Raw genomic sequence first — 13658 nt, 5'->3', positions numbered from 1 at the left:
TTCAAGGAGAGGGTTAAAGGACCCTCTCCTTGTTTCATTTCGTTTACTCTTCCAATGGATATGGCATGAAGGTGGGACTTAAAACCAAGGAGGTTGACTAGCGTTAAATGAAAGCGAATATCGAAGCACTTCTACGTGTATTGGGAGAGTATCATAAGGAAGCCCATGGCATTCCGGAGGCTGACATCTTGGAAAAGGAACAGAGTCTAGGCTTCCCACTGCCGACAATACTGCGGAATTATTACATGACATTAGGACGATCACCTTATATCACTCAAAGGTGTAATAACCAATATGAACCGCTGCCGCTACAGGAAGTGTTTATTCCGGATGACACATTTTTTACAACGGACAAGGCGTTTCTTGTCTTCTATCAAGTGGAGGAATCCGTGATCTATTGCGGAATCAGGATTCAGGATCTAGAGAAGGAAGATCCACCGGTCTATCTTTGTGCGTGGAATTCACCTGACTGGCAGCTGGAGAATCAATCACTGGAGCGATTCCTCGCCGGCAAGGCACTTGTTCAGCTCGGCATCGAGGATCGTCTGCCTTATTGGGCTATCTTCGATGAGAGTATGTGGAACTTATCCGACTATCGCAGATGTATGTGTCTCGAGGAATCAGAGTATGAGATCGATGAAGGATCAGAACTGAATGCGTGGAGAATCTATATGAAGGACGATGTGCTGATCGTGTTTGAACTTGATGTTTCCGAAGTAGAGGCGGATGAATTGTTAGCTGTATATCTAGCGTCCTTTCGGCGGTCGAGTATGGAGAATCTGCTAAGCGAGATGGGAAAGGTAACGGACTTGCCAGCGTTTCGGACAAATCTCTCAGCGCATGAATAGATTGAGAGTGCATCGTCGTAAACAATTATTTTCAAGTATTCGAAGATTCCCTTTCCACAATCCATTCATAATAATCAGTTCTTCAAAAATAGCCTCCAAGGCTCGCTATCCAAAGCAGCCTGGGGGCTATTTTCACTCAGCTTCTTTTTTCAGCTGATTAATATGTTTTTGATAGAAGAGAGTCGAAAAGATGGTGATAACTGCAGCTAATAAGTAAAGCCAAGTTGATAAAATGTCCCATTCTCCCTTCACGAGCGAATTTCTTATGAACAGAAAGAGGGAAAGTAGCAACAGAATGAAGTGAGCATCTCGTTGTGGCTTATAATATGTAATTTTATCTTCAATCGTAGTATGTGATGCAAATGGTCTATCGTCATGGTGTCTCTCAATAATGAAGAGCTTTTTATTCTTCGTGATGACGCGATATCCAAAGTCCCTTAAAGTCCTCGTATATCGTTCTAACTCGCCATTCGATTTATGCCCCGCAAAATCAATGTAATATTCATATTGGTTAGGTTCACATTCCTCAAATTCAAACCATAGCTTGCCTGTTCCGCTTAAACGATACCCTTTTGCCGACATCGTGTTCAACCATCTTTGCTCCGTTTCTATGAATCCACCAAAATAACGTATGTATTTTTTACTCATGCCCTAGGCCCCTCCGTAATTTAATGAGCAATTGTGATGACTTCGCTCAAATACTATTAGAGTGTATCACTAACGTTAATAGACTAACAATTAGATCATAAGGATTGTTTGCCATCAAGATAAACCAATATATTTACATTGGGGGTTGAGATATTTAAACTCTATGTAAACTTGATATAATAAGCGTCTGGACAGATGAGTAAATGAACTCATACGTTCAGGCGGCTTTTTTATTATCCGGATTTTTTCGCGACAAGGGAACCGGGTACTGCATATTGTAGTCTTATTGTTTGAGGTGAATGAATTGGAAGTGGATTTGAATTATTTACAGTATACAAGTGAGATGGACAATCTCTCATTAGAAGAAGTGATGGATAAGTATGGAACGGACGTATGGAATTATGCTTATTTTTTAACTAAGGATACGGAGATGGCCGATGATATTTCGCAAGAGGTATTCATTAAATGCTACAAGAGTATTGGGAGTTTTAGGGGGAAAAGTACACTCAAGACTTGGCTTCTTACGATCACTAGGAACACAACATTTTCATACCGAAGGTCGCGTTATTTTCGTTCCAGGAACTTTGTGGATTTACTTCGTTTGCAAGATTCACAGACGTTAATGGATCAACGTTCAAGTGCTGCTTCTGCAGAGAGTGAATACATATCACGTGAACATGTTAATGAAATATGGGATGTCATTATGCAGCTGCCTGACAAGTTGCGCGAGGTGCTGGTGCTAGATTTGAAGTTCGAGATGTCAGTTAAAGAGATTAGTGAATTAATGGGAATCGCAGGAGGAACCGTAAAATCGAGACTTTCCAGGGCTAGAAAGAAAGTGCAGACAATGCTGAGGGGGTTGGAGTAATGAATGAAACAAGACCACAGTGGTATGAAAAAGCCAAAGAAGGACCGTTTGAGAAAAAAGGATTTACAGCTAATCATAAGCAAGCAGTCATGATGAAAGTTCATGAGAGTAAATCATCCTCATCTAGGTCTAGATATACAGATGGCAACCGTAAAAGAATGTACTTGGGATTCGCTGCAGTGGCCATATTAGCTTTAGTGGCAGCTGGTTGGTTGTGGAATTCAGAACGATTGAACACGAATCCAATATATCAGGCTCAGAGCATATTGACAGAGGTTCCTCCAACGGGTGTAACAGAAGCGGTATGGAACACAGCCAGATCAGCAATGCATGAAGTGGTAGGTAAAGAAATGAAGTTTGAGCGTAGTGAGAAGCTGGACAATAACGAAATGTTACTGACGTTCCGCGGCGAAGGTGATGAATTTGCTAATTTATGGATAGACACAGCTTCAAACGAATTGGTGAGGACCATTTCCACGGCGGACTTGCCTAAAGAGTCTGTAGCTTCATTTGGTGAAAAAGCAGAAATGGAATTGAAAAAGCTCGGTTATAAAGGACAATTTGATTACTCGTTAAGGCGTCATGTACTGTACAAAATGGATAGTGATACTCAGAATACGGTTCTTACATCCCTTAAAAGTGAGGATGCCAAAGTGGATTTCTCCAATGGTGAACTGGAGTCGGTTTGGTTATCTCAAAGTATGGATGATATTCCATTAGAAGTGGAAGAGGCAGCGAGTGCAGCACTCAAAAAGCTTCGCGGCACAGAAGAGATTCCTCCATTAACGGAATCGTTCCAAATTAAGTATATCAGCCGTGGTCATCATGTTCTTGAACTGCATTATGGTGAAGATGCCGTTGTCTATTACGAACTCAATCAAAAAGAAATCACTCAAGTTAGTGATTGGTCTTTAGGAGGAACTGCCCAGAGCAGCACTTATGTCAAAGATGAAGATACGGCTAAGGAACAAGCGGGTCCTTTAATTAATCATATATTAGGGACAGATGTTACGAGTTACAGAGTGACCGTTGATAAGAAAAATCCAGGCAGTTACCTCTTTGTAAAGGAAGGTGAGCCTTCGATCGAGGTGGCTTATAATGCCAAAAAGTATGTTTACAGTATCATTAAACATATTTCTGAAGATTGAATGGAATGAATATCTCTCAAAAGATTAATGTTAAAATAGAATCAATATAGCAGTTATGGAGGTATTGTCATTGATCATTCAACTAGGTAATTTTGAAGTGAATTCCGGACAATTGGTTGTTGCAGATCCTTGTTATGAACTAGATACGAACATTATTATCATGGGTGTACTGGAATCTGCTGTTAGTGGAATCTGGACTGCGGAAGTGGAGAAGGTGGAGATTCCGGACTGGGGAGAAGCCAACGCTAAGCTGACGGCTTACCATCATTCCGTTGTTGATCAAGGGGCATTCCTGGAGTGGATCAAGTGTCCCTTTGTAGCTGGGGTGGATAGCGGGCAGGCTGGGATTTTTGACAATAACCACTATAGAATTCCTGATGCGGACGGTCCTAATGTTAATGCCGATACGGACAGTGACTGGTATCTCGCCTGCTGCGATATCACCGAGAATGGGGAAGAAGCGGGTGTCCTGACTGGTGGCGTTGTATCTCGTACCGGTATGGGTGACGGCGCTTATGGCGTGTATAAGGCAGTGAATGACCATGGTCAGGTGGTTGGTGTGAAGATCGTGTTTATAAAGAGTTAGCTCTCTGTGCTAATGGAACTGAATAAAAGCAAGCGCAAACGGCCATAGGAGGAAACTCTTTTATGGTCGTTTTTTGTGTGTATTATTGGACGAGATGTATTGATCCATGTACTAGGAACATCGAACGGGTGGGCTAATGAAACAATAAAGACCAAAAGCCCAATTAGCCGAAATATGGCTGAATCAGGCTTTGGTAATTCCTACAGAATGGGCATCGTCATAAAAATCTTATCCCAGGCCATACGTCGAGTTTATTTATTATAGACTTCGAATTCGTAGATTCCAAGATTGTTGAATTGTGAGAAGTTTCCACTCGGAATATTTGGAAGCTCCGCCGAAGTGATAAGCACCCTGATGTTGCCCGTTGTAATGGCAGGGAAGCTGATTACTTTATAGGCTCCCATCTGCTCGCCTGAGTAGATATCCACCCATTGCCCACCGGACCAATTCTGCACCTTGAACGACTTTACATTGTTTCCATGTTCTTTAAGCACCACTGTATTTAAAGTCGTCACTTGCTTGAAATCGAGCTGCAAGTAAGCATCGCTGATTACGCCGGCCGGCGCTTGCCAATACGTCGTTTTGTCGTTGCCGTCGAACACCTTATGCACATCGAATCCTGATCCGTCGCTGACATTGGCGTAATACCACTGATTGGCGGCCAGGTTCGTCATACTCCGATAAGCTTGATGCCCGTCTTTCTCATTTGTAATCGCTTTGAGCAGTGATTTGGAGTCGCTCACCGGCGCATCGGCGAACAGATGCCACATCATGACGCCGCCCACTTCCATATCCTGAGCGAGAAGCATTTTTCTTTTGTTCATATCGATTCCGTTGAAATAGATGTTCTTTAGAATAGGAGTGCCATTGTTTACGCCCACCTGATAGTTATACACAATGTCTGTTTCCGGAGTGATTGAGGTTGTAGCGTTGATCTCGTCGTAGTCGAGCCAGTAGGCGGATCCGTCGAACGGTCTGCCGTACCAGGCGAGGCCGAGGTTAATCTTTTCCTTAGGCACGCCAAGATTCAGGAAGTAGTTGATGCCAGAGCGCGAGTTCTCGAACGGCGCATGATAGTAGCCGGCATCATAGTTCATATAGTTAATATGATCGACGCTAGCGAATGCGTTGGAGCTGAGATTTACACCCCAAGCGGACAGTGCGAGGGATATGCTTTTGCCGTTTTTGCCAAGTGTTTGCTGCATCTGGATAATCGTAGTGCTGAAGTTGTTCCACTGGGTCGCGTTGCTTGGATACTCCCAATCGATATCAACGCCGTCGAAACCGTATTGAGTAAGAAAGCTATCCACCTGTGCTATATAATTGGCTCGGGCTGTCGGATTGCCAACAACTTGGGCCATCGTAGCAGCATCGGCATTTAGCGTAATCCATTTTTTGACCGATCTGCTGCCGACGGCTTGATGCAAGGTGCTCACATATTGAGGCCAATTCGCTAAGTTTGGATCGTCGGTTCTCGTTACAATATTGCCGCTTGTATCCAAGGTGTGAAAGCCAATCATGATGACATCGGTAATGTAATCGAACGCAGCAGCATCGATGTCGTTATTGCTGAAGCTTTTGGGGTGAATATAGCCGGCTACCTTGAACGTCTTCGGAGATATTGAATATTTGTCGATTTCTATGCCGTACGTAAAGGTGGAGCCGCCGTCATTCTGGAGCTTGATGCTGTTTGTCGCCCCAGCGTTCAGCGTCACCTCAACCGTTTTATTGACGAACGTATCCCATCCGCCCGTAGAATTAAACTTTAGGTCTGTGACTTTGGCGCCATTTACATACAGAGCTTTTGTTGCGACAGCATCGCCCGTTGCGAATCGAATCGTTAGCTCGTACTTGCCCCCGGCTTGTCCACCGTTCACATTTTGAATTTGGGTATACGCGTTGTTGTTATGCATGCTCCCAATGGCGCTCCCACCGGACGCATTCGCCTTGCTTACAACTGCGGCTCCGTTACCGATCGTGCCGCTCTCAGCCTCATAGACTTGCTCTTTGGAAGCAGCAAATACCTCGTTCTGCGGCGGAACCAGCACAAAGGAAGTAAGAACAAGCAGCGCGGATAAGCCGGTCATCATCAAACGTTTCAACATGAATAATCACCCTCATTTCTTATTAATGTCAGCGCTTTCATTATTGATTATGGGCAAATTCGAACGGATCCAAAAGGGGAAAAAGTTAAGAAGGACCGTCTTAAGTAAATATAATTCACGATTCGACATTAATATCTTTAAATTATGCATTGAATCGCCGTAGCAGGTTCTTTATGATAAGACTACATTTAAAGTCCGATCTTATTTCATGTGACTTATATATAGGCTGCTGGTTCTATTCAAGAGCGGATTTGTAAGCGCATTCAAAGTAGCTGGACAGAGAGGGGGAAGAAGAGACAGGATGAGAAGGTTGACCCGCATGGTAAGCGAGCTGTACCGTACCCATTTTGCAGAGAAGCTGTTCAATAAAATATTACTGACCTATTCCGTTATTATCATGGTTACTTTGGTTGCACTTGCCTTTTTTATCTATCAATATTTCACGCAATATATGATCAACAAGGAGACTTTGCAGATGCAGGAGGCATCCGCCAATGTCAGCGCCTATGTCGATCAGCGTATGGATGCATCAAAGATGATGCTTGAGAGTATATACTCGAACGAAAGTTTTATGCAATATTTAGAGGTGCTGCTGGAGAAAGGTTACGCAGAGTTTTTATCATATCAGCTTGATAGGTATTTCGACGTCGATACCCCCATTAATAATTCTTTAAAATCGCTGTCCGCCTACTTCAACAACGGATTCGACCTCGACTCCATTCTGTTTCTAGGTAAGGATGGAGAGGTGTACCGGGTGACTTCCCAGCTATCGCTGGAGATCGTCACGACGAATGAACTGCCGGAGCGTGTAGCGGGGGAGCGTGAGCATTATGCCGATTCGCTGCCTATTTTCCCTGTGATGACCAATAAGAGCGCGGATAGTCAGCCACTATACGTCTACGCAGCCGAGCTGAAAAATCCAAATACATTGAAGCCGATCGGCCAGATTTTGATCCAATTCAAGGCCAACGGCATTATGAAGTCGAGTCAGCGCGGACCCTCCGATTTGAAAGGGGAAATTATGGTCCTCACGCGCGATGGTGACGTTATCTATGATTCCTCTATGCAATGGTACGGGAAGCGCTATCCGGTCGAACGCTTGCTTGACAGCGAAGCGCCGAAATCGGAATATATGGTTTCTACTGCGAACAAGGCAGGCGTTATCGTTGCAGGGATCATGTCCGGCGAGCAGCTCCACTCAGGCACGAAAGCGCTGCAGCGTTGGATTATGATATTGACCGGCCTATTCATTGCCGTGGCACTGCTACTGACCTATATTTTGATTCTGAGGTTTTCCAGGCGGACGAAGGTGATCGTGCGGGCCATGGAGAAACTGGACGAGGGTCAATGGAATGTACGTATTCCGCTCACCAAAGGGGACGAGCTGTACCAGATTTCCTCGAATTTTAACAAGATGTGCGAGCGCGTTAACGATTACATCGAGAAGGTGTATGTATCCGAAATTAAGCAAAAAAATGCCGAGATCATCGCCATGCAGATGCAGATGAATCCGCATTTTCTGTACAACACGCTGGAGGCGATTCGGATGAGCGCGTTCGCGCAAGGGGCGCGGGAAGCGGGCCATATGATATTCCTTCTCGCCGCCTTGTTCCGCACTACCATGAAGAGCGCGATGAACGTAGACGTGGCGGCAGAGATGGAGCGCTGCCGCATCTATCTGGAGCTCTTCCAGATTCGTTATCCGAATCAGCTACAGGTGGAGTTTGATATCCCCGAGGAAGTTGGACGCCATGAGATTTTGAAGCTGTCCGTACAGCCTCTGATCGAAAACTATGTGCTGCATGGTTTCAGAGCAGACCAACAGGACAATTTGATTCGCATTGAAGGTTTATTGGAGCAAGACGTTATTATTTTGCGCGTAAGCGACAACGGCAAGGGAATACCGCTTCCGGAATTGATAAAGCTGCGCCAATCCTTGACAGAGAAGAGCGAGCTAGAAGCAAAGTCTGATTCGCTCGGCTTAAGTAACGTTCAAATGAGACTGCAGATGGTGTACGGCAGTGAATTCGGTTTGGCAATTGATAGTATGGATGGATCGGGGACGGAGGTTATTTTGAAAATCCCTGCCGTCATCAAGGAGTGAAACAGCATGTATAAGATCATGATTGTAGATGACGAACCGCTCATCTTGAAAGGCATGTATTCCGTTATAGATTGGGAAGAGCACGGTCTTCGGATCGCATCGCAAGCTTCGAGCGGGGAGCAGGCGCTCGAACAATTTCTGGATCAACCGGTTGACGTCATCATGACCGATATTCGAATGCCCGGCATGGACGGCCTGAAGCTGATCGAGACAATTCGCTCCGTAGATCCACGCGTTAAGTTCATCGTCCTGAGCGGTTATGACGATTTCCAGCATGTGAAGGAAGGGATGCGTTTCGGCATCGAAAATTATCTGCTCAAGCCCGTCGATGTGAACGAGCTGTCCGCGACGGTAGCGACGGCCGTAAGAAAGCTGGAACATGAAGGACAGCGGCGTATTCGATCCATCGAAGAGAAGCAAATCTTGCGCACCAATGTGCTAAATCGGTGGATGAGTCGTTCGATTCCAATGACCGAATTGAAGCAGCGCGCGGAGATGGCGGACATTCCCCTTCATCACCGCGCGTATGCCGTCGTGACCGGAAGCCTGCTAAGAAGCGATCAAGCGGGAGACAGCTTTCCACCCGATGTGCGTAACGAGCTTGTGTCCGAAGTGTGCGAGATGCTCCGCACAGAAGCAACGGAGCTGTTCTCCACGTATACGACGCTCGAATTTGTAGATTTAGAAGGCGACATTGTGATCTTGTTCTCGGAGTATGGCGGTAGTCTGAATCGCGAAATATTGCATAAGGAGCTGGAGAATCTCTATCAGAGTGTTAAGAGTCGGTGGCGGATTGATATTCTGTTCTCCATTGGCGCGACAGTTGGCAGCTACCTCGAAGTGCCCGAGAGCTATCAGCAGGCCAAAGAAATGCAGATTCAGAGGAAGATTAACGGAGACCGTTTTATTGTGGATGGGGAACATGCCGGCAAGCGGTCGTCCAGCATCACATTCCTGCAGGAGCTACAGACGCTGACTTCACTCCTCGCTAAGAAAGATCGCAAGGGGCTCCGGCAATGGATCGACGTATCGTTCGATGGATTGAAAGAGGATATGCGCGCGTCTCTTGCGGATGCGCAGGACGGCGCTCTGGAAATTATGCTTCAAGTCGCCAAGCAGACCGGACGTCTTAACTTTATGGAGAGCTTCGCTCCGTTGTTCCGACTAAGGAGTGTAGACCATATTAAACAATATATACAGCAATTTGCAGACGAGTCGCTCGATGCTGTCTCTGTGGCAGAAGAGAGCCGAAGTCCGGTTATTAGCAAAGTCATTCAGGATATTCATACCCGTTACGAGTCGGAGCTGTCGCTGAAGACGCTCGGTCAGATCTACAAAGTCCATCCCGTGTATTTAGGCCAATTGTTCAAGAAGGAAATCGGCGTCGGATTTACGGACTACGTTAACGGTTATCGCATCCAAGTCGCCAAGGAACTACTTCTTCAGACCGAGCTGAAAGGTAACGAAATCGCGGCGAAGGTGGGTTGCCTCGATCCCAACTATTTCTACAAGCTGTTTACGAAATTTACGGGCGTATCGCCTACCGAATTCCGTTCTGCTCGCAAAGGCGTGCAGAGAGGGTAAGGAAGCGTGTTTCGAGATCGATATTTCATCGGCTGCAACAAGGGCAGCCGGTGATTTTTTTTGTTCTCATACGCCTCCGGTAAAAACGGCCGTCCTTTTCGAAATGTCTTAACCAGTCTATTTCTCATTGAGTTCCGACGGTTCATCTTGGATTTTTCCTCTTTCTGCAGGGTGATGCAGCAGGGATAATATAAGCAAGATGAAAACGCTTTAAGAGAACAGATGAAGACAACTTGGGAAAGAAATGGAGAGTGGAGAATGGCTACAAAGTGGAAACGGCTGAAACGTAATCGAATTTTTCTGTTAATGGTACTTCCTGCGACTTTATGGTTCATCATCATGAAGTATTTGCCTATACTCGGCAACTTAATTGCTTTTCAGAAATTCACTTACCATACCAAAGGCATATTCCACGGCATTTGGAGTGCGGAATGGGTCGGCTTTGATAACTTCAAGTTTCTGTTCCAGACGAACGACGCCTTTATCATCACGCGTAATACGCTGCTGTATAATCTTGCTTTTATTATACTTGGAGTCCTTATTCCTGTGGCGCTGGCCATTGTGGTCAGTGGGCTTACCAATAAGCGAATGTCGAAATTTTATCAGACGGGGATGATGCTACCGCACTTTCTGTCTTGGGTCGTTGTCAGTTATTTTGTATTCGCCTTTCTGAGCATGGACAAGGGATTTCTTAATAACGTCTTGGTAAGCTTGGGAATGGAGTCCAAGATGTGGTACAACGAACCTGCTTACTGGCCATTAATCCTAGTTCTTGCGCAGGTGTGGAAGACGATCGGCTATTCAAGTGTCATTTATATCGCCGCTATAGCAGGCATAGATCGAACTTATTACGAAGCGGCGGTTATTGATGGGGCGAGCAAATGGCAGCAAATCCGCAACGTGACGATCCCGCACTTGAAGCCTTTGATTATCATCCTGACAATATTGGCGGTCGGCCAAATCTTCCACTCTGATTTCGGTCTGTTCTATCAAGTGCCGCGCGAGTCCGGCCTTCTGTTCCCGGTTACGAACGTAATCGATACGTATGTCTATCGCAGCATGAAAGAAATGGGTGTATTTAGCATGAGCGCCGCCGCGGGTCTTTATCAATCGATTATCGGCTGCATTCTAGTTTTGACAGCTAACTATACGGTCCGCAAAATCAGCAAAGATGATGCCCTATTCTAATAGAAGGAGGAAGCTTGCATGAAATCAAAGAACAGCGCGAATATCGAAGGGTTCTCCCGAGGTTGGAACTGGTTTTGGAACATTGTGGCCGCGCTGGTCGCATTCGCTTGTATCATGCCGTTTGTATTTACGATCATTATCTCACTGACGGAAGAGAAGTCGTTGACGCGTAACGGGTACCGGATCTGGCCCGAGCATTGGAGCTTGTCCGCCTATTCATACTTACTGGAGGATTCCGGTCAGATGTTGAACTCCTTCCTTGTCTCCATCCTAATTACAGTGCTTGGAGTGATCATTAGCTTGGTCTTGATTCTACCGTACGCTTACGCGATTTCGAGGCCCGATTTTGCATACCGCAAGCTATTTACGTTTATCGCATTCCTGACGATGCTCTTCAACGCCGGTCTCGTTCCTTTCTATATGATGGTGACGCAAGTGCTGCATATGAAGGATACGATATGGGCGCTGATCCTTCCGCTAAGCGTCAACGCCTTCTATATCATTGTCATGAGAACCTTCTACCGGACGACGATAGAAGAGGGCATGATTGAAGCGGCTAAGATTGACGGGGCTGGAGACTTCTCCATCTTCGTCCGAATGGTACTTCCGATCTCACTGCCGGGTATTGCGACAATCGGCTTGTTCAGTGCATTGGCTTATTGGAATGATTGGTTCAACGCGATGCTCTTCATCGACAAGCCGGAGCTGACGCCGCTTCAATATATGCTCTCAAGAATTCAGAACAACCTGCAGTATTTACTTGAGAATACCGATTCATTGTCCACTTCAGATGCAACGTTAATCGCGAACTTGCCTCAGGAGACGATTCGTATGGCAATGGTTGTTGTGGCAACAGCCCCAATCGTACTCGCTTATCCATTTTTCCAGCGGTTTTTCATTCAAGGGTTGACCGTAGGTTCCATTAAGGGATAGTTGTTTAATGTGACGGGCGCCTCCAAGCGAACGGTGCTTTAAATAAAACAAACAAATACAGGAGGGTATAACATGTTTCTGAGAAATAAAAAAAGAGGGTTGATTTCATTAGCGGCAATCTTGTTATTGACCGTCGTGCTTGGCGCTTGCGGCGCTAAAAATGGCACTGAGAACACGCAATCGGGGGGGAGCAATTCTCCAACGCCTGAGGCGACTAATGAAGCTACGGACAATGCATTAAAACCGTACGAGCTGGTTCTGTATTTCTTCGGCGACCCACAGAAAGATACGGAGCTTATCGAGCAGAAGGTTAACGAGTACATACAGCCGAAGATAAACGCGACAGTCAAAATCAATTTTGTTCCTTGGGCGGAAGCCGAGCAGAAAGTGCCGGTCTTCCTCGCATCCGGTCAGAAGATCGACGTCTTGTTCGCTCAAGCGAAGCATATGGTTCCGCTTGCCTCCAAAGGCGCGCTGAATCCGGTTAATGAACTGCTGGAGAAGCATGGTCAAGATGCATTGAAATCAATGTACAGCAAATTCTTAGATCTATCCAAGGTTAACGGCCAAAACTATGGTGTCCAAAATCCGAAGGAAATTGCTTCGCAGTGGGTATTGCGCTTTAACGAGCCACTTCTGAAGCAGCATGGCATTGACGCATCCGGTGTGAACTCCATTACAAGCGCAGAGCCTATCCTGAAGCAGCTGAAGGAGAAGGATGCGACAATCTATCCGATCGAACCGACGCAGCAATCGCTATGGTATGTGCCGTTTGATTACGTCATGAACGAAAACATTCCTTTCGGTATGGTCTATGAACCGATGACGAAGGACGATAAGATCGTAAGCATGTGGGAGACGCCGGAAGCCAAGCAAGCGCTGGACACGGTGCATGCCTACTATAAGGCCGGCTACATTCGCCCTGACGTTGCAACCTACGCTCGTCCTGAGAATGAGGAACAAGCAGGTAAGTGGCTGACCGGCATATCCGGCGGCATTCCGACAGCAGAGGTTATTTGGACGAACCGTGCCGGCTTCGATGTCAGCTACAATCCGGTTGAGAAGCCGATCGTCACAACGAACTCCGTTATGGGCGCTATGCTGACCATTCCGAAGACGTCCGAAGATCCAGAACGAGCGATGATGTTCATCAACATGCTTCATGGCGATGTATATCTCCATAACTTGTTCGTTTACGGTATAGAAGGCACGCATTACGAGAAAGTATCCGATAACGTGGTCAGAGATTTACCGGCGAGAAAAGAACGCTGGAACACGGGCTGGTTCCAATTCGGTAACGGCTTCTTGAACTACTTGACGGAAGCGGACCCTGCGGATAAGTGGGAGCAATTCAAAAAGTTTAACGACGAAGCTCAAGTATCGCCGCTGGTCGGATTCGTCTTTGATCCGGCACCAGTACAAGCCGAGATTGCTGCAATTCAGAACGTGACGGCAGAAGTGAGATTGCCTCTAATTACGGGTTCCGTCAATCCGGAGCAATTCTTGCCGAAAGTGAACGAGAAGCTGAAAGCTGCAGGCTCAGAGAAGGTCATTGCGGAAATGCAGAAGCAATACGACGCTTGGAAGGCGACTCAATAACATAGATAAACCAGCGAAGCCTCCCAGCATGATCGGAGGCTTCGCTT

General features: G+C 46.2%; 11 protein-coding genes. 9 read left to right on the top strand and 2 right to left on the bottom strand.

All coding sequences use genetic code 11. The features are described 5' to 3' along the window. Nucleotides 1-107: 107 nt before the first annotated feature. Entirely contained in the window at nucleotides 108-848 is a 741-nt protein-coding gene (locus tag AC3WJJ_RS22985; RefSeq protein WP_492544161.1) for an SMI1/KNR4 family protein, read from the top strand. Between the two features lie 132 nt (nucleotides 849-980). Here AC3WJJ_RS22985 and AC3WJJ_RS22980 read toward each other — a convergent pair whose 3' ends face one another. Then, nucleotides 981-1496, bottom strand: coding sequence for a DUF2812 domain-containing protein (locus AC3WJJ_RS22980; protein WP_492544159.1), 516 nt, complete (start codon nucleotides 1494-1496; stop codon nucleotides 981-983). A gap of 295 nt (nucleotides 1497-1791) precedes the next feature. On the opposite strand from AC3WJJ_RS22980, the gene AC3WJJ_RS22975 reads away from it, so the two are divergent. The 3 genes from AC3WJJ_RS22975 to AC3WJJ_RS22965 all read left to right on the top strand — a co-directional run bounded on the left by AC3WJJ_RS22975 (nucleotide 1792) and on the right by AC3WJJ_RS22965 (nucleotide 4098). Then, complete coding sequence (locus AC3WJJ_RS22975) at nucleotides 1792-2364, top strand: RNA polymerase sigma factor (RefSeq protein WP_492544354.1); 573 nt, start codon at nucleotides 1792-1794, stop codon at nucleotides 2362-2364. Continuing rightward, nucleotides 2364-3512, top strand: coding sequence for a hypothetical protein (locus AC3WJJ_RS22970; RefSeq protein WP_492544157.1), 1149 nt, complete (start codon nucleotides 2364-2366; stop codon nucleotides 3510-3512). Before AC3WJJ_RS22975 ends, AC3WJJ_RS22970 begins: the two co-directional genes overlap by 1 nt. A 70-nt stretch (nucleotides 3513-3582) precedes the next feature. Further along, nucleotides 3583-4098: a DUF4241 domain-containing protein gene (locus tag AC3WJJ_RS22965; RefSeq protein WP_492544352.1), complete on the top strand. Its 516-nt coding sequence runs from the start codon at nucleotides 3583-3585 to the stop codon at nucleotides 4096-4098. Between the two features lie 251 nt (nucleotides 4099-4349). On the opposite strand, the gene AC3WJJ_RS22960 is transcribed toward AC3WJJ_RS22965, so the two are convergent. Next, nucleotides 4350-6203, bottom strand: coding sequence for a glycosyl hydrolase family 18 protein (locus AC3WJJ_RS22960; RefSeq protein ID WP_492544155.1), 1854 nt, complete (start codon nucleotides 6201-6203; stop codon nucleotides 4350-4352). A 319-nt stretch (nucleotides 6204-6522) separates the two neighbouring features. Between AC3WJJ_RS22960 and AC3WJJ_RS22955 the strand changes: the two genes are divergently transcribed. The 5 genes from AC3WJJ_RS22955 (at nucleotide 6523) to AC3WJJ_RS22935 (ending at nucleotide 13611) form a co-directional block, all read left to right on the top strand. After that, nucleotides 6523-8307 carry a sensor histidine kinase gene (locus AC3WJJ_RS22955; protein ID WP_492544153.1) on the top strand — a complete coding sequence of 595 codons (1785 nt, stop codon included), beginning with the start codon at nucleotides 6523-6525 and terminating at the stop codon, nucleotides 8305-8307. 6 nt (nucleotides 8308-8313) lie between these two features. Further along, nucleotides 8314-9891, top strand: coding sequence for a response regulator (locus AC3WJJ_RS22950; RefSeq protein WP_492544151.1), 1578 nt, complete (start codon nucleotides 8314-8316; stop codon nucleotides 9889-9891). 258 nt (nucleotides 9892-10149) lie between these two features. After that, on the top strand, nucleotides 10150-11079 hold the full coding sequence (locus AC3WJJ_RS22945; RefSeq protein WP_492544149.1) for an ABC transporter permease: 930 nt from the start codon (nucleotides 10150-10152) through the stop codon (nucleotides 11077-11079). A gap of 18 nt (nucleotides 11080-11097) precedes the next feature. Next, complete coding sequence (locus AC3WJJ_RS22940; RefSeq protein ID WP_492544147.1) at nucleotides 11098-12012, top strand: carbohydrate ABC transporter permease; 915 nt, start codon at nucleotides 11098-11100, stop codon at nucleotides 12010-12012. A gap of 72 nt (nucleotides 12013-12084) precedes the next feature. Continuing rightward, a complete protein-coding gene (locus tag AC3WJJ_RS22935; protein WP_492544145.1) occupies nucleotides 12085-13611 on the top strand; it encodes an ABC transporter substrate-binding protein in 1527 nt (508 codons plus the stop codon). Nucleotides 13612-13658: the final 47 nt, after the last annotated feature.

The organism is Paenibacillus sp. FW507-14B1B (assembly GCF_058781425.1).
Note: the sequence above shows the minus strand (reverse complement) of the source record. Positions and strands in the feature narration are given on the sequence as shown.